Source organism: Halorubrum sp. SD626R (assembly GCF_001261915.1).
Taxonomy (GTDB): domain Archaea; phylum Halobacteriota; class Halobacteria; order Halobacteriales; family Haloferacaceae; genus Halorubrum.
The window spans coordinates 1-21476 of sequence record NZ_CVRT01000052.1 but is presented as its reverse complement, the minus strand read 5'-3'; the positions used below and the strand labels follow the sequence as shown (position 1 = coordinate 21476).

The 21476-nt window shown below is 68.6% G+C and carries 22 protein-coding genes; 11 read left to right on the top strand and 11 right to left on the bottom strand.

Annotated elements, in window-relative coordinates; all coding sequences use genetic code 11:
• Positions 1 to 127: 127 nt before the first annotated feature.
• Entirely contained in the window at positions 128 to 1615 is a 1488-nt protein-coding gene (locus SD626R_RS04635) for a Cdc6/Cdc18 family protein (RefSeq protein ID WP_275552393.1), read from the top strand.
• Between the two features lie 116 nt (positions 1616 to 1731).
• On the opposite strand, the gene SD626R_RS16720 is transcribed toward SD626R_RS04635, so the two are convergent.
• Positions 1732 to 2892, bottom strand: a complete 1161-nt coding sequence (locus SD626R_RS16720) for a S24/S26 family peptidase (RefSeq protein ID WP_176697272.1) — start codon at positions 2890 to 2892, stop codon at positions 1732 to 1734.
• Between the two features lie 117 nt (positions 2893 to 3009).
• Between SD626R_RS16720 and SD626R_RS04625 the strand changes: the two genes are divergently transcribed.
• Positions 3010 to 4680, top strand: coding sequence for a DNA-directed DNA polymerase II small subunit (locus SD626R_RS04625; protein ID WP_092564167.1), 1671 nt, complete (start codon positions 3010 to 3012; stop codon positions 4678 to 4680).
• 16 nt (positions 4681 to 4696) lie between these two features.
• Here the strand turns inward: SD626R_RS04625 and SD626R_RS04620 are convergent, their stop codons facing one another.
• The 4 genes from SD626R_RS04620 to SD626R_RS04605 form a co-directional block, all read right to left on the bottom strand.
• Positions 4697 to 5332, bottom strand: coding sequence for an IMPACT family protein (locus tag SD626R_RS04620; RefSeq protein WP_092564164.1), 636 nt, complete (start codon positions 5330 to 5332; stop codon positions 4697 to 4699).
• The gene (locus tag SD626R_RS04615; RefSeq protein WP_241996725.1) at positions 5329 to 5883 is read right to left on the bottom strand and encodes a hypothetical protein; all 555 of its coding nucleotides are present in this window, start codon (positions 5881 to 5883) and stop codon (positions 5329 to 5331) included. Before SD626R_RS04615 ends, SD626R_RS04620 begins: the two co-directional genes overlap by 4 nt.
• 4 nt (positions 5884 to 5887) lie before the next feature.
• A complete protein-coding gene (locus SD626R_RS04610; protein ID WP_092564161.1) occupies positions 5888 to 6493 on the bottom strand; it encodes a PspA-associated protein PspAB in 606 nt (201 codons plus the stop codon).
• 90 nt (positions 6494 to 6583) lie between these two features.
• Positions 6584 to 7504 (bottom strand): MBL fold metallo-hydrolase, encoded by a 921-nt coding sequence (locus SD626R_RS04605; RefSeq protein WP_092564158.1) that lies wholly within the window; start codon positions 7502 to 7504, stop codon positions 6584 to 6586.
• 136 nt (positions 7505 to 7640) lie between these two features.
• On the opposite strand from SD626R_RS04605, the gene SD626R_RS04600 reads away from it, so the two are divergent.
• Both SD626R_RS04600 and SD626R_RS04595 read left to right on the top strand, forming a co-directional pair.
• On the top strand, positions 7641 to 8591 hold the full coding sequence (locus SD626R_RS04600; protein WP_092564155.1) for an NAD(P)H-binding protein: 951 nt from the start codon (positions 7641 to 7643) through the stop codon (positions 8589 to 8591).
• Positions 8588 to 9265, top strand: a complete 678-nt coding sequence (locus SD626R_RS04595) for a DUF7530 family protein (RefSeq protein WP_092564152.1) — start codon at positions 8588 to 8590, stop codon at positions 9263 to 9265. Before SD626R_RS04600 ends, SD626R_RS04595 begins: the two co-directional genes overlap by 4 nt.
• A gap of 163 nt (positions 9266 to 9428) precedes the next feature.
• Here SD626R_RS04595 and SD626R_RS16715 read toward each other — a convergent pair whose 3' ends face one another.
• On the bottom strand, positions 9429 to 9596 hold the full coding sequence (locus SD626R_RS16715) for a DUF5786 family protein (RefSeq protein ID WP_176697271.1): 168 nt from the start codon (positions 9594 to 9596) through the stop codon (positions 9429 to 9431).
• A 146-nt stretch (positions 9597 to 9742) separates the two neighbouring features.
• Between SD626R_RS16715 and SD626R_RS04590 the strand changes: the two genes are divergently transcribed.
• Positions 9743 to 10789, top strand: a complete 1047-nt coding sequence (locus SD626R_RS04590; RefSeq protein ID WP_092564149.1) for a DUF5784 family protein — start codon at positions 9743 to 9745, stop codon at positions 10787 to 10789.
• 67 nt (positions 10790 to 10856) lie between these two features.
• Here SD626R_RS04590 and SD626R_RS04585 read toward each other — a convergent pair whose 3' ends face one another.
• Positions 10857 to 11141 (bottom strand): DUF5789 family protein, encoded by a 285-nt coding sequence (locus SD626R_RS04585; RefSeq protein ID WP_092564146.1) that lies wholly within the window; start codon positions 11139 to 11141, stop codon positions 10857 to 10859.
• A 143-nt stretch (positions 11142 to 11284) separates the two neighbouring features.
• On the opposite strand from SD626R_RS04585, the gene SD626R_RS04580 reads away from it, so the two are divergent.
• The 3 genes from SD626R_RS04580 (at position 11285) to hemB (ending at position 13392) form a co-directional block, all read left to right on the top strand.
• Complete coding sequence (locus SD626R_RS04580) at positions 11285 to 12082, top strand: PHP domain-containing protein (RefSeq protein ID WP_092564143.1); 798 nt, start codon at positions 11285 to 11287, stop codon at positions 12080 to 12082.
• Between the two features lie 42 nt (positions 12083 to 12124).
• Positions 12125 to 12289, top strand: coding sequence for a DUF6757 family protein (locus tag SD626R_RS16710; protein ID WP_176697270.1), 165 nt, complete (start codon positions 12125 to 12127; stop codon positions 12287 to 12289).
• Positions 12290 to 12411: 122 nt separating this feature from the next.
• Positions 12412 to 13392: a porphobilinogen synthase gene (gene hemB / locus SD626R_RS04575; RefSeq protein WP_092564140.1), complete on the top strand. Its 981-nt coding sequence runs from the start codon at positions 12412 to 12414 to the stop codon at positions 13390 to 13392.
• Positions 13393 to 13710: 318 nt separating this feature from the next.
• Here hemB and SD626R_RS04570 read toward each other — a convergent pair whose 3' ends face one another.
• A complete protein-coding gene (locus SD626R_RS04570) occupies positions 13711 to 13953 on the bottom strand; it encodes a ferredoxin (protein ID WP_092564137.1) in 243 nt (80 codons plus the stop codon).
• A gap of 419 nt (positions 13954 to 14372) precedes the next feature.
• Between SD626R_RS04570 and SD626R_RS04565 the strand changes: the two genes are divergently transcribed.
• Positions 14373 to 14627 (top strand): DUF7967 family protein, encoded by a 255-nt coding sequence (locus SD626R_RS04565; protein ID WP_092564134.1) that lies wholly within the window; start codon positions 14373 to 14375, stop codon positions 14625 to 14627.
• A gap of 89 nt (positions 14628 to 14716) precedes the next feature.
• Here the strand turns inward: SD626R_RS04565 and SD626R_RS04560 are convergent, their stop codons facing one another.
• A complete protein-coding gene (locus tag SD626R_RS04560) occupies positions 14717 to 16030 on the bottom strand; it encodes an amidohydrolase (protein ID WP_092564131.1) in 1314 nt (437 codons plus the stop codon).
• Positions 16031 to 16239: 209 nt separating this feature from the next.
• Between SD626R_RS04560 and SD626R_RS04555 the strand changes: the two genes are divergently transcribed.
• The gene (locus tag SD626R_RS04555) at positions 16240 to 18921 is read left to right on the top strand and encodes a valine--tRNA ligase (RefSeq protein ID WP_092564128.1); all 2682 of its coding nucleotides are present in this window, start codon (positions 16240 to 16242) and stop codon (positions 18919 to 18921) included.
• 25 nt (positions 18922 to 18946) lie between these two features.
• On the opposite strand, the gene SD626R_RS04550 is transcribed toward SD626R_RS04555, so the two are convergent.
• Together SD626R_RS04550 and SD626R_RS04545 are read right to left on the bottom strand one after the other, a co-directional pair.
• Positions 18947 to 20002, bottom strand: coding sequence for a quinone-dependent dihydroorotate dehydrogenase (locus SD626R_RS04550; RefSeq protein ID WP_092564313.1), 1056 nt, complete (start codon positions 20000 to 20002; stop codon positions 18947 to 18949).
• A gap of 137 nt (positions 20003 to 20139) precedes the next feature.
• Complete coding sequence (locus SD626R_RS04545; protein WP_092564125.1) at positions 20140 to 20343, bottom strand: hypothetical protein; 204 nt, start codon at positions 20341 to 20343, stop codon at positions 20140 to 20142.
• 320 nt (positions 20344 to 20663) lie between these two features.
• Here SD626R_RS04545 and SD626R_RS04540 point away from each other — a divergent pair, with 320 nt between their 5' ends.
• Positions 20664 to 20993 carry a non-histone chromosomal MC1 family protein gene (locus tag SD626R_RS04540; RefSeq protein ID WP_092564122.1) on the top strand — a complete coding sequence of 110 codons (330 nt, stop codon included), beginning with the start codon at positions 20664 to 20666 and terminating at the stop codon, positions 20991 to 20993.
• The last annotated feature ends 483 nt before the right edge of the window (positions 20994 to 21476 follow it).

Sequence of the window (21476 nt, the reverse complement as noted above, 5' to 3'; positions counted from 1 at the left end):
GGACGGGGTAACCGAGCGGTCGGTCGAGGGACTCGACGGTCCAGCGGACGTCGACGCCGACGTCGACCGCGACACGGACGCGGACGCCGGTTCCGATGTCATCACCGACGTGGATGTCGACACCGATATGAGCGTTACCGCCGACGGCGAGGTCGACGTCGGAAGCGCCGGTCGCGACCGGTCTTCTCCCGATGTGGACTTCGACGGGGTCGTTCTCGACGACGGCGACGACAATCAGGGCCTGTTCGATGACCTCCTCTCCGGCGAGCCGATCTTCGAGAATAAGGAGGTGCTCCGCCCCTCGTACACCCCGCACGAGCTCCCGCACCGGAACGATCAGATCAACCGGATGGCGACGATCCTCGTCTCCGCGCTCCGCGGCGAGACCCCGTCGAACATCCTTATCTACGGGAAGACGGGCACCGGAAAGACGGCGTCGGCGAAGTTCGTCTCCCAGGAGCTCGAATCGACCTCACAGAAGTACGACGTCCCCTGCGAGGTCGAGTACATCAACTGCGAGGTGACGGACACGCAGTACCGCGTCCTCGCCCAGCTCGCCAACACCTTCATCGAGAAGAACCAGCAGGTCATCGCGGATCGCCTCGAAGAGCACCGAGAGCTCAGGTCTCAGACGGCCGACGACCCCAGAGCGCTCGCCGGGACCGAGTTCGCGACGCTCGACGAGCTCGACGCCCGGATCGACGAGCTCGAGGCCGACGCAGAGGAGATGGAAGAAGTGCCGATGACCGGATGGCCGACCGACCGGGTGTACTCGACGTTCTTCGAGGCGGTCGACTACCACGAGCGCGTGGTCGTGATCATGCTCGACGAGATCGACAAGCTCGTCGAGAAGAGCGGCGACGACACGCTCTACAACCTCTCGCGGATGAACTCCGAGCTCGACCGGTCGCGGATCTCCATCATGGGGATCTCCAACGATCTGAAGTTCACCGACTTCCTCGACCCCCGCGTCAAATCCAGCCTCGGGGAGGAGGAGATCGTCTTCCCCCCGTACGACGCGAACCAGCTCCGGGACATCCTCCAGCACCGCGCCGACATCGCGTTCAAAGAGGAGGCGCTCACCGACGACGTGATCCCCCTTTGCGCCGCGTTCGCCGCCCAAGAGCACGGCGACGCCCGTCGCGCGCTGGACCTCCTCCGGACCGCGGGCGAGCTCGCCGAGCGCTCGCAGGCCGAGATCGTCGCCGAGAAACACGTCCGGCAGGCGCAGGACAAGATCGAACTCGACCGCGTCGTCGAGGTCGTCCGAACTCTCCCGACCCAGAGTAAGATCGTGCTGTTCGCCGTGATCCTCTTAGAGAAGAACGGCGTCCACAACATCAACACCGGCGAGGTGTTCAATATCTATAAGCGCCTCTGCGAGGAGATCGACGCGGACGTGCTCACGCAGCGCCGCGTCACCGACCTCATCAGCGAGCTCGACATGCTCGGGATCGTCAACGCGGTCGTCGTCTCGAAGGGACGCTACGGCCGCACGAAGGAGATGGGCCTCTCGGTCCCGGTCGAGGAGACCGAAGCGGTGCTCCTGTCCGACTCCCGACTCGGCGACATCGAGAACGCCCAACCCTTCGTTCAGGCCCGGTTCGACAACTGACTCTCCCCCTTCGCTTGACTCTTTCCCCTTCCGTCGGCTCTCTCCCCCCATCCGTCTCCGAGCATTGCGACTGGTTCCGTCGAGTCTCGGCGGTCGTCGAATCCCGTCGGTTCTCCTCACGCCGACGCGCTCGCGGCCGAACCTCCACCCGAAACTCCGGGCGCCTCGATGGCCTCTCGCTCGGCGTCCGAATCGAACTCGTCTCCGCTCTGCTCGCCGTCAACATCGAACTCCCCGGTCCCCGACTCCGCGACGACCGCGGTCGTCGCGACCACGTCGCTCAGTTCGGCCTGTCCGCTCGCGATCAGTCGCACGTACCCGAGATAGGGGACTCTGACCCGTGCGACGCCCGTCACCCACTCGGCCCTGACCGGAGGCGAGAGCCCGTTCGCCTGGTCGTACGCGCCGTTGTTGTCGCCGAGCGTGATGAACCCGTCATTGGGGGCCGGACAGTGGCGAAGCTCGGCGCATCCCGCCGCGCTGTGGTACTCCCCGTCGGCGCGGTCGTACCAGTTTTCCCCCTCCTCGACGTGAAACATCGCCCGGTGGATGATCGGCGAGGCCGTCCGGCCCGGCGGGCGATAGATGACCACGGACCCGTACGTTCCGAACGTCCGGTAGTCGGCGACTCGCCCGTCGTCGTACGTCACCACGCCGACATCGTTGTCCGCGGCGTCGGGCGCGAGCCGTCCGGGCTCCGTCACGAAGACCAGGTCGCCGACCTGCATATTGGGCTCCATGCTCCCGGACTCGACGGCGACCATCGGCGGCCACACGCCGCTGACCCCGAACAGGATCAGACCGATCGCCAGCACGACGGCCACGCTGGAAAGCATCTCTCGGACCCACATGAGGGGCCCTTCCTTGTCGTGACGGAACCGATGGACGAACCCATTCGTCTCCTTCGAGGACGAACCTCCTCGTCCCCGTCGGTTCGAATCCGTGTCAGCGCGCCCGCGTTCGCGTCGGTCGCTCGGACCGTCACCGCCAACCGAGGATTCGGACCCCTCCCTGCGGTCGACTGACGCGGCATCATCGTCCCTATCGGTCGAGTCGTTCGCATCCTCCGGGCCGTCCCTGCCGGATTCGTCGCCGGTATCGACCGCATCGCCCGGTCCGATCTCGTCTCCTGTATTCCGAGGGTCGGTCTCGTCGCGCTCGTCGTCGGCCTCGTCGCGCTCGTCGTCGGCCTCGTCGCGCTCGGTCCCGGTCCCGGCCGACGCTTCGCTTCGCTCGGTCGGATCCCCGTCCGCCTCCGACCGATCCCCTTCGTCCATTACCTGCGGGTTGTCGGGTTTCGGTGATAAGCTTCCGGGTCACCGCTTCCGTCGACCGACGCGACGATCGGTCGTCCCTCCGGAACCGTTTTGGGTCGCACCCCCCTCTCGACTGTCGTGCCGCTGGAGTCGAACGCCCGGATCGTCAAGGAGCTCGCCAGACGGGGCTACAACGCCGAGCGGGAGGCGGTAACCCTGCTGGCGAGCGCCCCCGACTCCGCGACCGCGCTCGAAGCGGCCGTCGACCGCGCTCCCGACGACGCCCTCCGTATCACCGCCGCCCACGTCCGCGCGGCGGTCGGTTCGGACGACGCCGTCGACCCCGAGACCACGACCGATTCTGATTCCGGGACCGCGACCGACTCCGATCCACACCCCGACGACGACTCCGGAACCAGAACGAGCGAGTCCCCCGACACGGCCCCTAACACCGCCCGATCTCCAGTCGAAACGGAGGGGTCGGGGGGTGCCGCTCGGGTCAGCTCGACGGCCGAGGTCCCGGACCCCGCCGCTCCGGACGTCGGTGGCGATAACCGGTCCGCCGTCGGCGACGGCGAAACGGGCGGAGACCGCGACCCCGACCGCCGCGAGCTGGAGGTCGGCAACGACATGACCGGCCGGAGCACCGGGACCGGCGAGTACGCCGACTTCGTCCGGACGTTCCGCGACCGCTACGAGCGCCTCTCGAAGGTGCTCCGCGGTCGCGTCAACCACCGGCCCGCGGAGGCGATCGCGGACATGCCCGGCGGCAGCGACGCCGCGATGATCGGCCTCGTCAACGACGTCCGGTCCACGAAGTCCGGCCACTGGCTCGTCGAGCTGGAGGACACCACCGGCACGTTCCCGGCGCTGGTGATGAAGGACAAGGGGCTCGCCGACGTCGTCGACGAGATCCTGATGGACGAGTGCGTCGCCGTCGAGGGGACGCTCGCCGACGACTCCGGAATCCTCTTCGCCGACTCGTTACACTTCCCGGACGTTCCCCGGACTCACCGGACCGGCGGGGCCGACCGCCACGTCCAGGCCGCGTTGATATCGGACGTCCACGTCGGTAGCGACGAGTTCATGGCCGACGCGTGGCACCGCTTCACCGACTGGCTCCACACGCCCGAGGCCGAGCCGGTCGAGTACCTGCTGCTCGCCGGCGACATGGTCGAGGGCGTCGGCGTCTACCCCGACCAGGACGAGGAGCTGGAGATCGTCGACATCTACGACCAGTACGAGGCGTTCGCGGAGCACCTCAAGGAGGTGCCCGCGGACACCGAGATCGTGATGATCCCCGGCAATCACGACGCGGTGCGGCTCGCGGAGCCCCAGCCCGGGTTCAACGACGAGATCCGGGAGATTTTGGACGTCCACGACGCGCAGATCGTCTCGAACCCCGCGACCGTCAGCGTGGAGGGGGTCGAGGTGCTGATGTACCACGGCGTCTCGCTCGACGAGGTGATCGCGGAGCTCCCCGAGGAGAAGGCGAGCTACGACGAGCCCCACAAGGCGATGTACCAGCTCCTCAAGAAGCGCCACGTCGCCCCGCAGTTCGGCGGGCACACCCGAGTCGCGCCGGAGGAGCGCGACTACCTCGTCATCGAGGACGTGCCCGACGTGTTCCACACCGGCCACGTCCACAAGCTCGGCTGGGGGAAGTACCACAACGTGCTCGCGGTCAACTCCGGCTGCTGGCAGGCCCAGACCGATTTCCAGAAGTCCGTCAACATCGACCCCGACGCCGGATACGCGCCCATCCTCGACCTCGACACGCTGGAGATGACGGTACGGAAGTTCTCGTAACCCGTAGTCCGGGGCGTCAGCGGTCGATCTCGACCCGTCCGCTCGTCGCGTCGTTGAGCCGCTCGCGGAGCGCCTCGACCTCGGCGACCGGAACCCGGAGGTCGAACCGGACGCGCTCGCCGTAGTCGGCGTCGAACTCGACGCCCGTCGACTCGATCACGCCCCGGACCGTCCCCGAGTCGTCGTACCCGGTCTCGACGACGAGGCTCCGGTGCGGCCGCTCCTCGGCCACGCCGGCGGCGTCGACTCCGTCCTTCACCGCCCGCGAGTAGGCGCGCGCGAGCCCGCCGACGCCGAGGTTCGTCCCGCCGTAGTACCGCGTCACCACCGCGACGACGTTGCGGATCTCGCGCTGCTGGAGGACGTTGAGCGCCGGCTTCCCGGCCGACCCGGAGGGCTCGCCGTCGTCGGAGGAGTACTCCCGGAGCATCGGCTCCGACCCCGGTGTGCGCTCGGGCGGTTCGCCCGCTGGCACCCGGTACGCCGGCACGTTGTGGGTCGCGTCGCCGTACTCCCCGCGGACGCGCTCGACGAACGCCTCGGCCTCCTCGACCGTGTCGACCGGGGCGACATGCCCGAGGAACTCCGAGCCTCGGACCTCGAACGTCGCCGTCGCGGGCGCCGCGACCGTCAGGTACGTCTCGTCGCTCACGGGTCGGCATCCTCCTCGGTGGTTCCGACGTTCTCGGCGTCGTCGCCCTCGGCGAGGCCGTTCCCCTCGGCGGTCGACCTGCCCCGCCGCTCGAGCACCACCTCGGTCGGCGGCGCGAGCCGGTACAGCCCGAGGAACGCGGCGACGCCGACGAGCTCCGACCCCTTCGCGACGATCGCCAGCGGGTCGCTCGCGAGCGCCGACGCGGCCGCGGCGCCGTGCCAGCCGACGTAGCCGAGGAGGAACGCCGCGAGGGTGCCGGCGCCGAGCGCGTACAGCCGCCGGTACTCGGCCGCGCGCAGGGTCGCGGCCGCGACGGCGACGGTGACCGCGCCGCCGAGCAGGAACGCGTAGGGCCGCGGGTCGGGAGGGTCGCCGAGCCGCGGCCACGCCCACAGCAGGTGAACGGCGGCGCTCAACACCGCGGCCTGGACCGCGATAACTCGAAGCACACGCTTCTTCGGGGCGTCGCGGCCGGCGGACGCCTCCCCGTCCGGATCGGCTCCGGAAGTGACACCGCCGGACTCCCCTTCCGACGCCGACGCGGTCATCGGCTCACTCCCACGGGTGATTCCCGGGCGAGTCCGGCCACAGCGGGTACCAGTACGACTCGTCGTCCTCTAAGCCGAGCTCCCCGTCGAGGACCGACTGGAGCTTGAACTCCACCTGCTGGTTCCGGTCGCTCGCCCCTTTCGGGGAGAAGGGGTAGTAGGCGCCGCGCCGGAACGAGTAGATCCAGTAGGCGGCGGTGTCACCGCGCTCGAAGCCGAAGACGGCCGCGAGCAGCCGGGAGCCGAACCCCTCCTCGATGAACTGGTCGGCCGCGAAGTGGACGCTCGTCACGAGGTCCTCCGGGTCGTCGTCTTCGAGGACGAACCAGCGGTAGCCGTGGTCGTCCTCGTGACGGTGGAACCCCGTGCCGGTCTCGATCTCGCCGGCCTCCAGGATGGCCTCGACGGTCTCGACGGCGTCGTCGAAGCGGGTGCTGTCCACCCCGGAGAAGCAGAGCGCGGCCTCCCCGCAGTGGTCGTAGCCGAGGTCGGCCTCCATCGTCATGTACGCGGTCGACATCCCGAAGAGGTCCTCGGGGTCGGCCTCGCGGGTCGCGTCCGTCTCGGCGCTCGTCCCGAGCACGGCGCGGATCGTGTCGAAGATACCCATTTATGAGTGGATCCTAGGCGACGCGGGGTTTAGGAGGCTTGCGTCGCGACGGGGCGTCGCGGACCCGTCCGAGCGAGCCGACGGCGAGCGTCACTCCCCGTCGCTCTCCGCGACGTAGTCGAGGTACGCGAGGACGCCCCGGACGTTCAGGCTCGCGTTGGCGCGGGCGCGCTCGGGGTTCCAGAACTCGACGTCCCGGCTCGCCGCCTCGAAGTGCTCGACGACCGCGTCGTCGTCATCGAGCGCCTCGCGCTTCTCCCGGATCGCCTCCACCCACTCGACGTAGGCGCGCTTGACCTCGCCGGCCAGCTCCGGCTCGTACCCGCGAGGGCCGAAGTGGCCGAAACAGAGGGTGTCGGGGTCGATCTCCTCGATGGTCCGCACGTCGGCGAGACACTGATCGAGGTCGAACTGCGGCGGCGGCGTCGTCGGCTCGATCCCGTCGACCGCGGGGACGTAGATCCCGGCCGCGTCGGCCGCGAAGACGACGTCGGCGTCGGGCTCGTGGTAGATCGCGTGGTGGGGCGCGTGGCCCGGGGCCTCGTACACGACCAGCTCGCGGTCGCCGAGGTCGATCCGGTCGCCCTCCGCGAGCCCCGAGATCCGGTCCTCCGGAACCGGCTCGGGCTCGTCGTAGTACTCCCACTGGTCTTCGACCGCGGACTTCGTCCCCGCGACGAGCGCCTCCGGGTCGACGAGGTGGCGGACGCCCTTCTCGGGGACGACGACCTCCGCGTTCGGGTAGCGCCCCGCGAGGTGGCCCGCCCCGCCGGCGTGGTCGAGGTGAGCGTGGGTCGGCAGGATCCACGCCAGCTCCTCGCGGTCGATCCCGACCTCCTCGATCGTCTCGAACAGCGCCTCGCGGTTCGCGCCGGTCCCGGTGTCGATCACGACCGGACGCTCGGCGTCGTACACGTACACGGCCCCGTACTCGTCCGTGTCGAACATCCCGGTGTCGTGGACGTAGAGGTCCGTCACCCCGCGGACCGGCTCGTGCTCGCCTGCGTGCATGCCCCAACGAGCGCCGCGCGGCCCCTTTTAGTGATCGGTCCCGGCGAGAGCCGACCGCGATTCTCGACCGGGAACGGACTCCGAGACGGGTCTCTCCGTGGCGGACGCTTATGGTCGTTCCACCCGAGGGATCGGTATGCGCGTGCTCGTCACCGGCGCCACGGGATTCGTCGGGAGCCGGCTCGTTCCGACGCTCCTCGACCGCGGCCACGAGGTCGTCGCCCTCGTCCGCGACGCCGACGGCTACGCCCCGCCAGAGGGCGTCCGCGTCGTCGAGGGCGACCTCCTGGAGCCGGACACCCTCGCCCCGGCGTTCGAGATCGACGGCGACCCGATCGACGCCGCCTACTACCTCGTCCACTCCATGGACGGCGGTCCCGGGTACGAGGAGCGCGATCGCAACTGCGCGACCAACTTCGTCGAGGCCGCGTCGGCCGCCGGCGTCGACCGGGTGATCTACCTCGGCGGCCTCGGCGAGGACCGCGAGGAGCTCTCCGAACACCTCCGGTCCCGCCGCGAGGTCGAGCGGATCCTCGCGACGGGCGACCCGGCGCTGACCACGCTGCGGGCGGCCATCATCATCGGTGCCGGGAGCGCCAGCTTCGAGGTCGTCCACGGGCTCGCCAGCCGGTTGCCGGTGATGACGACGCCGAAGTGGGTCGACACGCTCTGTCAGCCGATCGCGATCGACGACGTCGTCGGCTACCTCACCGGCGTCCTCGAAGTGCCCGAGACGCGCGACGACACCTTCGAGATCGGCGGGCCGAACGTCATGACCTACGCCGAGATCCTCCGCCAGACCCGGCGGCAGCTGGGGCACAGGCTGTGGATCGTCCGCGTGCCGGTGTTGAGTCCGGAGCTGTCGGCGAAGTGGCTCCGGCTCGTGACCGACGTGAACCCGTACCTCGCCCGGTCGCTCGTCGAGGGGCTCCGCAACACCGTGATCGTCGAGGACGACCGGATCCGCGACCTCGTCCCGATCGAACAGACACCCTTCGAGGTCGCCGTCGCGCGGGCGATCGACCGCCCCCATCGCGACGACCCCACCGACGAGATCCCGGCGACCGAGCTGGAGGTCGAGCTGTGAGCCGGAACTACGGCGAGACGTGGGTGTACGAGAGCCTCGTCGGGGGGATCCCCGGCCTGGGGATCTCCCGCACGCTCGCGGTCGCGATCCAGTTCCTGCTGTTCCAGGTCGGCGTGCTCGCGCTCGGCTGGTACTACGGGCTGTGGGACGCCGTCGTCGCGGGGACGGTCGCCGTCTTGGTCGCGGCCATCGGCAGCGTGGAGATGCACCGTCTCGGTGCCGCGAACCGCCGCCTGTCGACGCCGCCCGAGCACAAGCGACTGCTGTTCGGGTCGAGCGTCGAGATCGTCCTCGGCGTGCTCGCGTTCATCGCGCTGCTCACGTACATGATCGCGTGGGACGGGACCCTGATAGAGCGCCTGTTCGGTCCCACCCCGCCGATCCCGGTGGTGTACCTCACCCTGTTGATCCTCTGGGACCTCACCTACCGGATCGGCACGTCGTGGTGGAGCGCCGTCGTCGCGCTGTGGCGGGCGATCAACGTCGACCTCGCCCCGGACGAGGCGGCCAGGGTCAGGCGTCTCGACGCGGAGAACATCGGCTTCTCGGCGCTCCAGCTCGTGCTCGTTCCCTTCCTGTTCGAGGAGCCCATCCTCTTGGGGGCCGTCGTCGGCCACGTCCTCGCGGTCGCGATCGTCTGTTCGGCCGCGATCGCGCTGACCCGATCGCGCTGACCTGATCGCCTCGAACCCCGATCTCCGAGCCCATACCCCGATCTCCGAGCCCGTACCCCGGTCTCCGAGCCGCGGCTCGTCGGGGTCGCCGCGTCGCCACTCGGCGGTCGGGGGTTCGGGAGGAAGCCGACGGGTCCGCAGAACAGCGATCCGACTCGCCGTCTCACTCGCCCTGCAGCTCTTGGAACTTGTCGAGGAGTGCCTCCGCGGAGTCGCCGGAGTCGTACGTGAGCGACCCGGAGTACTCCGGCCGCTCGGCGTCGAAGTCGGTGTCGACTTCGCTGGTCTTCTTCTCGCGACGCTCGTGTTCGGCCTCGTCGTAGGCACCCATTGACATGGTACACCATACCTTAGATATAATCGGTGATATATGTATCGATGAGCCGTCCGTTCGCTGAAACGATTCCGGCGACGCGCCCGTCTCCGCCGTCTCTGTGCCACCGGAACCGATTAGACCCGCCGCCCGGTAGCACCGCCGTGGCACAACCGCTCCGATTCAGGCGCGCTCCCGGCCGGTGGAGCGCCGACCGCGTCCGCTCGCAGCTCGAACGGCCGCTCGACGACAACCTCGGGGCGACCGCGAGCGACCCGTGGTTCAGTCCACCCCCGGGGTACGACGCGCGGCGGTTCGACATGGACGACGGCTCGTTCGCCCTGTTCTGCTGGACGGACGACGACGCCGACCCGCCCCCGGGAGCGAGCGGCGGTCCCGCGGGGTACTGGGTCGGCAACACGGAGACCCCGAGCGAGCTGTGGCGTACGGAGAAGTACGGTTTCGACGAGGTGGCGTACTCGGTCTCGCGGTGGGTCCAGCGGGAGCTGCTCGCCGCGCTCCACGACGACGAGCCGTGGCTCGCGGCGTACCCGCACGTCTCGTGGTACTTCCTACCCGTGTTCTGCTCGAAGGACGGCGCGGAGACGACGCGGGCGTTCTTCCGCGACCACGCGGCCGGGTTCCCGGACGCAACGCGCGAGGAGGGGACGGGATTCGTCGAGGAGACGCTCCGGTCGGGGACCCTCGACGACCACCGCGAGACGATGGCCGGGAAGCTCGGCACGTCGGCGTCGCTCGACCTCGTGCGGATGAGCGCGGCGATCGCGGAGTTCACCGCGGCGCGGATCCTCACCGACGCCGGCTACGACGTAACCCCCGAGATCGAGGTGACGACCGGCCACTCGCTCGACTTCCGGGCGACCGATCCCAACACCGGGCGCGCCTCCCTCGTCGAGGTGACGCGCCCGCAGCCCGCCTCGAACCGGTCCGCGAGCGGCCCCGTCGCGGCCGTCCGCGACACCGCCGAGACGAAGACGAGCGGCCAGCTGGAGGCGCACGGCGGCGGCGTCACCCTGCTCGTCGACTGTACCTCGTTCCCGGCGGACGACTGGGCCGCGGTCCGGGACGCCCGGCCGGACGTCCGGCACCGCCCGGCGGTCGTCCTCCGCGCGCGCCCCGACGGGCACGTGGAGGGGTATCGAAAGGGGTCGGTCCCGGTCGACCTGTCGCCGGCTATCGACTGGGTCTGAGTCGGCTGTCGCCGTCGCTAGCGACGTGAGATTACGACGAAAAAACGCGGTCGGATCGCGGCTCCCGTCAGAACGAGACCGGCGCGGGCCCGTCCTCGGCGTCGGTCGTCGGGTCGCGGTCCGAGTAGAACCGGCGGCCGACTCCGCGGTGGCAGACGCCGGCGCGGAGGGTCGTGAACACGTCCTCCGCGTCGTCGAACGTCTGATCTCCGAACCGTTCCAGCACGTCGCCGAGACGCTCGGAGCCCTCCGCGAGCTCTACGGTCGCGTTCCCGTGGGCCGCGATCAGTTCCTCCGAGGTCGTCGGATATTGGTGCCGTTCGAGTCGGTCGTCGACGCCGTTCAAGCGCATCAACAGATGGGAGCCGCTGATGGTTCTTAATGATTGTCCATGCACAACCTTAGTTCGAGGTATCGACTTATACCACCTTATATTGGCGCGTGTTCACACGGGGGTACCGCGGTCGATTAGTACCCGGTCGCCGAACGGGACGCATGGACACGGACCGGATCGTCGCCGACCTCCACGCTCACACCACGGTCTCCGACGGGGCCATGACGGTCGACGAACTCGCCGCGACCGCCGCCGACGCGGGGCTCGACTGGGTCGCCGCCACCGACCACGACCGGATCCATCCCGACCTCGGCGCCCCCGTCGTCGAGCGCGAGGGGGTCCGGGTCGTCCGGGGGATCGAGCTGCGCGTCGACGCCGGCTTCGAGCGGCTCGACCTCCTCGGCTACGCGGTCGAACGCACCGACGCGCTCGACGAGGAGACCGACCGGCTCCAGGCCGACCGTCAGCGGCGCGGCGCCGCGATCCTCGACGCCGTGGAGGATCGGCTCGGCGTCGACCTCGGCGTCGAGCCTAGACCCGGCCTCGGGCGTCCGCACATCGCCCGCGCGATCGACGAGTCGGCGGCCCCGTGCGACTACGCCGGCGCCTTCGACGAGCTGATCGGGGACGACGGCCCCTGCTACGTCGCCCGCGACGTGACCGCGCTGGACAGAGGGGTCGAGCTCCTCCGGGACGCGTGCGCGTTCGTCGGCCTCGCGCACCCGTTCCGGTACGGCGATGTCGACGCCGCGCTCGACGTCGCCCGCGAGCTGGACGCGGTCGAGCGGTTCTACCCGTACGGTCGCCCGGTCGACGACGCCCGCGTCGAGCGGGTCGCCGCCGAGCACGACCTCCTCCTGACGGGCGGGAGCGACGCCCACGAGCGCACGCTCGCCGAGGCGGGGCTGACCGCCGAGGCGTTCGAGCCCGTCCGCGACCGGTTACCGAGTCCCTCCTGATCGACGAACAGGATTAAGCCCGCCGCCGAGAGAGTGGCCACTATGCGGTGTCACTACTGCGACCGGGAGGCCACGTACGAGGCCGAGCAGAGCGGGGTGGTCGTCGGCCTCTGCGAAGAGCACTTCAAGCAACGCGTCGAGGAGCTCGCGGAGTCGGACGAGCTCGCGTCGCTCCGCGACCGGATCGACGTCGAGTCGTCGGAGTAGGGGTTCGCCCTCGGTGCCCGCGTCCCCTCCCGGTCCCCGTCCCTCATCCGGGTCCCTTCCCCCTTCGGAATCGCTTCGCCGCGGACGGATCATAAAAGACCGCCCGGAGCCAACGCTCCGGTATGCACCCCACCGACCGGCCGCGGCGGCTCCGGACCGACGGCGTCCGCCACCTCGTCAGCGAGACCTCGCTGTCGGCGTCGGACCTCGTCGCACCCGTGTTCGTCGACGCGACGACCGATGCGCGCCTCCCGATCGAGACGATGCCGGGCCACGAGCGCGTCCCCGTGACCGAGGCCGTCGACCGCGTCGAGGAGGTCCGCGAGGCCGGCGTCGAGGCCGTGCTCCTCTTCGGGATCCCCGAGTCGAAGGACCCCGAGGGGAGCCGGGCGTACGCCGACGACGGGGTCGTCCAGCGCGCGACGCGTCGGATCGCCGCCGAGACCGACGCCTACGTGATCGGCGATGTCTGCCTCTGCGAGTACACCGACCACGGCCACTGCGGCGTGATCGAGGAGTCCGCCGAGACGGATCCGACGCTCACCGTCAAGAACGACGAGACGCTGGAACTGCTCGCGGAGACGGCCGTCTCGCAGGCCGACGCGGGCGCGGACATGGTCGCGCCCTCGGCAATGACGGACGGCCAGGTCCGGGCGATCCGCGAGGCGCTCGACGCGGCCGGTCACGAGGACGTGGCGCTGATGAGCTACGCGGTGAAGTACGAGTCCGCGTTCTACGGTCCCTTCCGCGACGCGGCCGACGGCGCGCCCGCGTTCGGCGACCGCCGGCACTACCAGATGGACCCCGCCAACCGCCGCGAGGCGCTCCGCGAAGCTCGGATCGACGCCGACGAGGGCGCGGACGTGCTGATGGTAAAGCCCGGCCTTCCGTACCTCGACGTCGTCGCCGACGTCCGGCGGGAGTTCGACCACCCGGTCGCCGCGTACAACGTCTCCGGCGAGTACGCGATGCTCCACGCGGCCGCGGAGAAGGGCTGGCTCGACCTGGAAGAAACGGCTCACGAATCGCTGCTGTCGCTCAAGCGCGCGGGCGCGGACCTGATCGTCACGTACTTCGCCGAGGACCTGGCCGAGCGGTTATAAACTGAAACGGACGGAAACTGACGCTTTTACTCCACATCTACCTCTTGGCGCGCGCCTCCGAGCGGCCGCCACCGGCGGCCGCGAAGGAGCGCGTGCGAGCGACGAGGCTGGGGAGGTATGAGGCTGCGGTGGCTGTGCGGGGCGGGACTCAAAGGGGCAGTCGCGAGGACGAAGGCGGCCGTAGCAAGCACCGCAGCGAGCAACGCGAGCGAGGAGCGCAGCAAGGCCTCCGAGTCGTCGCGACTGGGGCTTTGGCGGTGTTCACAGTCGATCCGCTAGTGACGACCTATAGGCGAACGATCGAAAATCCTGAGTCGTTCACACCACCTGCTCGCCGTCGTCGTCGTACACTGCGATCGCGTCGACCGGACAGACCCGCGCCGCGAACTTCGCGTCGAACTCCTCGTCGTCGGGCACTTCGACCACGAACACGTCCTCGTCCTCCTCCTCGCTCCCCCGCAGGTCCGCCTTCCCGTCGTTCAGGTTCTTCTCGAAGGCGTCCCACTCGGCGACGCACTGGTACATCCCGACGCAGGTGTCGCGGTCGAACTCGACGTACATGGCTCTCACTTGGATGAGACGGTACAAAGCCGTGGCGACGAGAGAAGTGAGGCTTCGAGCGATTCGGACCTGACGGCTAGCCACCGGAGAACCTCCTCCAAAGCCCCGGCCGGGAGGCAGGCACACGCTCGCTGTGCTCCTCGGTTGCTCGCACTGCTCGCTCCCTGCGGTGCTTGCGTCGCCTGTGCCCGCCTCCCGGCCGCCCCTTTGAGTCCCGCCCAGCACCGCAGCCTCACACCTCCCCAGCCTCGCGGTTCGCGCTCTGCGAGCGCTCACCGCGTCCCTCGCGCGTGCGACTCACAGCCTGACGGCTGTTCGTCGGCACGCGCCACCGCAACCGCGCTCTGGAATCGACCTCTCCTCCCCGTTTCCCGCGTCCGACCGTCTTTCTTAAGCCTCGCAGGCACCCATCGCCGCGTATGACGACCGTCTGGCTCGTCGATCGGCAGTTCGACTCGAAGGGGCTCGTGCGGCTCACCTACGCCACCGAGGACGGCGAGCGGATGCACACGAAGGAGCTGGCCGAGCAGCGGCTCGTCACCGGCGACGGAATCACCGCCGGCCGCGAGGTCGAGGAGAACGCGCTCGGAGAGAGCCCGGCCGACGAGATCGAGCGGTTCGCGTCCGAGGCGTCGCGGATGGCGGCCGAGCACGATCCGGACGACGTGGTGTGACCCCTCACAACGGTCCGCGTAGTCGGCTCCCACCCGTGTGGCCGTCTCCGTCGGCGCGGTCGACCGCCCGGCTCCTGTTCGGGCTGCTGTCAGGCGACCCCGGCGCGCTCGAACAGCCTCTCGGCGCGGCGTGCGGCCTCTGACTTCGCCCGATCGACGTCGAGCGTGAGCAGTTCTCGGTCGCGCATCAGCACCTCCCCGTCACAGATCGTATGTCGGACGTCGTTCCCGTTGGCGGTGTACACCAGATCGGTGACGGGATCGTGACCGGGACCGAACTTCGGTTCGCTCGTGTCCACGACGATCACGTCTGCGACCCTTCCCGGCTCGATCCGGCCGCCGTCGATCCCGAGCGCCGCCGCTCCGTTCTTCGTCGCCATATCGATGACTACTTCCGCCGGCAGCGCCGCGGCGTTCCCGGTGTCAACCTTGGCGCTCATCGCGGCGTCGCACATCTCGTCGAACAGGTCGAGATCGTTGTTCGACGCCGGGCCGTCCGTGCCCAGTGCGACGCGAACACCCGCTTCGCGCAGCCGGGTGACCGGGGCGATCCCGCTCGCGACCTTCATGTTCGCCGCGGGGTTGTGGACGACGGTTACGTCGCGCTCCGCGAGCAGTTCGACCTCGGTCTCGTCGACGTGGATGCAGTGTGCGAGCAGGTCTCCCGACCGGAGCATGTCGAGGTCGTCGGCGTAGACGATCGGTCGTTTCCCGGTCGACTCGACCAGCTCCTCGACCTCCCGCTTCGACTCGTTCGTGTGGTAGTGTAGCGGATACCCCTCCGACCGCGCCGTCGGCACGTGAGACTCGAGGTACTCGCGACCGACCGTTGACGTGCTGTGCGGTTGGACCGTCGCACCGATTCGCCCGTCCGCACGGCCGTCGACCGCGACGGCGGTCTCGATGCTCCGCTTCACGTCCGAATGAGCCGCCTCGGGATCCTTGCCGACGCTGATGGCCGTATGGCCGAGCGTCGCCCTGACTCCGGCCGCCTCGACGACGTCGGCGGTCTCGGACGCCTCGAAGTACATGTCGGAGAAGGCGGTGATCCCGGACCGAATCATCTCCGCGATTCCGAGCCGCGCTCCGGCCCGTACGTCCGCCGGCTTGAGAGCGGCTTCGACCGGCCACACCACCTCGTTGAGCCAGCTCTCGAGCGGCTCGTCCTCCGCGAACCCGCGGAGCAGCGTCATCGCGATGTGCGTGTGCGCGTTGATTAATCCGGGCATCACGATCCCGTCGGTCGCGTCAACAACGGTCTCGTCGGGATCCGCGTCTCCGTCGGTACCTCCGTCCACTACTTCCGATATCGTCCCGTCTGCCTGGTCGATCAGCAGATCGGCCCGCTCTGTCGTGTGATCCGGACGAAGCACCCGTCCGTTCTGAATACGCAGTGTGCTCACACCTCGCGTGTACATCCGCTGTGTATATTGGTTCTGGGTCGCCGGTCGGGGCGCCCCTCCGAGTTCCCGTCTGTCGGGGTGCCCGTCGGAGTCACTTCCGTCGACGTCTCCGAGCCACCTCCCGTCACCGGTGCCCGCGTCATCGCCGTGTCAACGCGTTCCGCACAATCGAGTCCGTTAAGGGGGAACCGGCGGAAGATGCGGGTGAAATGCCCAGTGGTGAGTACGACCCCGACACCGTCGAGCCGCGGTGGCAGCGGCGATGGGTCGACGAGGAGACGTACGCCTATCCCGACGACGACCCGGTCGACCCGAACACCGTCTTCTCCATCGACACGCCCCCGCCGACGGTATCGGGGAGCCTCCACATGGGCCACCTGTACGGGTTCACCCTCCAGGACTTCGTCGCGCGCTTCGAGCGCATGAACGGCGGCGCGGCGTTCTTCCCGTTCGGCTACGACGACAACGGGATCGCCTCGGAGCGCCTGACGGAGGACGAGCTCGACATCCGCCACCAGGAGTTCGAACGCCGCGAGTTCCAGGCGAAGTGCCGGGAGGTCTGTGCCGACTACGAGGAGCAGTTCACCGAGAACGTCCAGTCGCTCGGCGTCTCCGTCGACTGGGACCACACGTACCAGACGATCGAGCCGCGCGTCCAGCGCGTCTCCCAGCTCTCGTTCGTCGACCTCTACGACCAGGGTCGGGAGTACCGCGAGAAGGCGCCCGCGATCTGGTGTCCCGAGTGCGAGACCGCCATCTCGCAGGTCGAGACCGAGGACGACGAGCAGGGCAGCCACTTCAACGACATCGCCTTCACCGTCGCCGGGAGCGAAGGCGGAGACGACGGGAGTGAGGGCGAGACCTTCACCATCTCGACGACGCGCCCGGAGCTCCTCCCGGCCTGCGTCGCCGTCTTCGTCCACCCCGACGACGACGAGAACCAGGACCTCGTCGGCGAGTCCGCCGAGGTCCCGCTGTTCGGCCACGAGGTGCCGATCATCGCGGACGAGCGCGTCGACAGGGAGACGGGCTCGGGCATCGTGATGTGCTGTACGTTCGGCGACCAGAACGACATCGAGTGGTACCAGGTCCACGACCTGGACCTCCGCGTCGCCATCGACGAGTCCGGCCACATGACCGACGTCGCCGAGGGGTACGAGGGGCTCCACGCCGACGAGGCCGGCGAGGCCATCGTCGAGGACCTCGACGAGGCCGGCGCGCTGCTCGACCGCCGCGACATCACTCACACCGTCAACGTCCACGAGCGCTGCGGGACGAGCGTCGAGTTCCTCGTCACCGAGCAGTGGTACATCGAGATGCTCGACAAGACGGACGAGTACCTCGAAGTCGGCCGGGAGATGGAGTGGTCGCCCGAGAAGATGTTCACCCGGTACGAGCACTGGGTCGAGGGGCTCCAGTGGGACTGGCTCATCTCCCGCCAGCGCTCCTCCGGCATCCCCTTCCCCGTGTGGTACTGCGAGGACTGCGGCGAGGAGATCATCGCCGAGAAGGCCGACCTCCCGGTCGACCCCCTCTCGGACGACCCGCCGGTCGACGCCTGTCCCGCGTGCGGTCACGGCGCATTCGAGCCCGAGGACGACGTGCTCGACACGTGGGCCACCTCCAGTCTCACGCCCCTGATCAACGCCGGCTGGGACTGGGACGAAGAAGCCGGGGAGTTCGCGATGGAGCATCCGGAGCTGTACCGGTTCGACCTCCGGCCCCAGGGCCACGACATCATCAGCTTCTGGCTGTTCCACACCCTGGTGAAGTGCTACGAGCACACGGACGAGGTCCCGTTCGCCGAGACGATGATCAACGGCCACGTCCTCGACGAGAACCGCGAGAAGATGTCGAAGTCGGTCGGCAACGTCGTCGAGCCGGAAGAGGTGCTGGCGGAGTTCCCGGTCGACGCCACGCGCTACTGGGCGGCCGGCACCGCCGTCGGCGACGACTTCCCGTTCAAGGAGAAGGACCTCCGCGCGGGCGAGAAGCTGATCCGCAAGCTCTGGAACGCCTCGAAGCTCGTCGAGTCACTGTCGCCGGAGCCGTACCCGGACGAGCCCGAGGGCGAGCTCCGCGAGCTCGACCGCTGGCTGCTCGCCGAGCTCGACGGGCGGGTCGAGCGCCTCACCGGGCTGTTCGAGGACCGCGCGTTCTCGAAGGCCCGCGACGAGCTCCGGAGCTTCTTCTGGAACACGTTCTGCGACGACTACCTGGAGATCGCCAAGCAACGCGACGACGACGCCGCGGCGTACACGCTCCGGACGGCGCACCGCCGGTTCCTGAAGCTGTTCGCGCCCCTGCTCGCGCACGTGACCGAAGAGCTCTGGAACGACATGTACGCCGACGGCGCGGCCGATCCCGACGCGGTCGACGCCGCGGTCTCCGACGCCGCGCGCGACTCGGTCCACCTCGCCGACTGGCCCGAGCCGCTCGGCCTGGAGGCGGACCGGGAGGCCGGCGCCGCCGCCACCGCGGTCGTCGGCGCCCTCCGGAAGTACAAGAGCGAGAACCAGCTCCCGCTGAACGCCGAGCTCGACGCCGTCGAGGTGTACGCGGACGTCCGCGGCTTCGAAGCGGACATCACCGGCGTGATGCACGTCGCCGACCTCGCCGTCCACCCCGACGAAGACGCCCCGGTGGAGACGGTGGTCACCGGGATCGACCTCGACTACGCGACCATCGGCCCGAAGTACGGGGACCGGGTCGGCGACATCGAGGCCGCGATCGCGCGGGAGGCGTACGAGATCGACGGCGACGAGCTTCACGCGGCCGACGTCACGCTCGTCGGCGACGAGTTCTCGATCGAGGAAGAGCGACGGTATCAGGGCGACGGCGAGCTGATCGAGGCGGACGACGTCGTCGTCATCGTTCGGGACGAGGCATAGGTCGGACCGACCGCCGGTGACTCCTCTACAGGTCGGCTCCGACCGCGTCGGCGACGGAGTCGAACCCGTCCCGGTCGAGCAGTTCGAGGATTCCCTCGTTGATATCGCGCGCGAGGCCCGGCCCCTCGTAGACGAGCGCCGTGTACAGCTGGACGAGCGAGGCGCCGGCGCGTATCTTCTCGTAGGCCCCCGCCGCGTCCGAGACCCCTCCGACGCCGATCACCGGCACGTCCGTGCGCTCCGCGACGAACCGGATCCGGTCGGTGGCGAGGTCCTCGATCGGCTTCCCCGAGAGGCCGCCGCGCTCGGCGCGGTTCGGGCTCTCCAGCGACTCCGGCCGGGAGGTCGTGGTGTTGGTCGCGATGACCCCGTCGAGACCGAGGTCGTCGACGACGCCGAGCGCGTCCTCGACCGCGGGTTCCGGGAGGTCCGGGGAGAGCTTCACGAGGAGCGGACTCGCGCCCGCGTCGTCGAGGCTCCCGAGTATCTCCTCTAACGCCTCGCGGTTCTGTAGCTCGCGGAGGCCCGGGGTGTTGGGGCTGGAGACGTTGACGACGAAGTAGTCGCCCGCGTCCGCGACGCGCTCGTACGTGTAGAGGTAGTCGTTCGGGGCTTCGTCGAGGGGCGTCGACTTCGACTTCCCGACGTTGATCCCGACCGGCACCTCGGGCAGCGGCTCGCGGTCGAGCCGGTCTCCGACGGCGTCCGCGCCCTCGTTGTTGAACCCCATCCGGTTGATCAGCGCCTCGTCCTCGCGGAGCCGGAACAGTCGCGGTCGCGGGTTCCCCGGCTGCCGTTCGGCCGTCACGCCCCCGACCTCGACGTGGCCGAATCCGAGCGACGCGAGCGCGCGCGGCACCTCCGCGTTCTTGTCGAACCCCGCGGCCACGCCGACCGGATTCGGGAACGCGTTTCCGAACGCCTCGACCCGAAGCCGCGGGTCATCGACGAGGTACCGTCCGCGCAGCGCGCTCGTGACCGCCGTCCCCTGTACGGCTCGCAACACCCGATGCGTCATCCCGTGCGCCGTCTCCGGCGGGAGGCCGAACAGCGCCGGCTTCAGCAGATCGTACGCGCCCATCGTTTGGGACTCGTCGCGAGCCGGCATCAATCCGCCGACCGAGGCCGGCATCAACGCCCCCTCGGTCACCCCGCGGCGTCGCCGTCGCTCGCGCCGACGCTCGGCGGTCCGGCAGATGACCGAAAACGAGGTCCGATTCAGAAGTCGTGTTCGAGCTGTTCGGGGTTGGAATCCGCCTTCTGGATGATTATCTTCCCATCTCGGACCCGAACGAACACCTCGTCGCCGATCTCCATGCCGGCGACGGCGAGTTCGTCCTCGTGGAGGTTCACGTGGACGTTGTGGTACTCCCCCTCGTCGTCCTTGGCGCCACTGGGACTGAGCTTCTTTTTACGGACCATCGCGGTTGTACTGGTCGCACTTCGCTATAGCAGACACATAAGTGTTGTTTACCCGTATCCGCGCACTCCTCGGGCCCACCGGGTCGCCCGGACTCCGTGCCGACGCCTTCGGTCTCCGTTCGACCGTTATTCGCCCGCGCGCGAGACGCGCCGGTCGGTCACTCTCCGCCTGTGTCGCCCCGTTGTCCTGAACTCTCGTGTTGACCGGGCAAAACCGCTAGCCGGGACGGAGTCAATATATAAATGTTTTGCCGACCAGCTTTCATTTCCCCGATATATTTATTACACACTGTGTGCTGGGTTCGCATGGAGCATAAACCATGGTACGTGAAGACGGTAAGCGAAACTTCGCCCTTCGAGAAGCGGACGGATCGGAACCGAGCGAGTTCTCCGGCAACATGCCCCGCCAGGCCGCGCTCAAAGCGGCCCGCACGCTCGATCCCGCTCCCTCCGAAGATGAGGCGGACCGAACCACGCTTCGGCTCCGCGAGAAGGGAACGAAGAAGATCCACGAGTACGAGGGCTGGGCTTGGAAGGACAGCGCCCCCGAAGTCGACGAGGCGGACGACGACTTCTGGCTCAACGACCTCGACGACATCACGAAGGCCAACGTGTCGAAGCAGGGAATTGAGTACATCGACGAGGAGTAGCGTCGGGGCCGCTCGGTCCTTTTTTCATTATCCTCGACGGATAGCTGTGGGTTCGTTCACAGTTCCTCGGCATGAAACCGCATGACGTGGCGTCGATGGTTCGACGGGGTTAAATACGACCCGGGCATCGTGACTAATGCGAAGAACGCATCCGCGAACTCGGGCCGTTCAACTCGGCCCGGTTTCGCTGGACTTGGAACGCTTCGATGGGTTTATACCCCGTCGAAGGGTACAACCAAGTCCGCGAAGATGAGGATTCCGCCCCCTGCGCTCCGGCGTAAGCGGGAATCTGATGTGAGCCGTGGTCGTTCGGTGTCATCCAGGTCGCTGGCTGACTCGAACACCACATAGACCATGCAATGGTGTTTTGACTCATCGCGAGTCAAAACCCGCCAACACCCCCTCCGAGCCGGGAACCAGGTTCGGAGGTTATACATTCCGGTTGATCCTGCCGGAGGCCATTGCTATTGGGATTCGATTTAG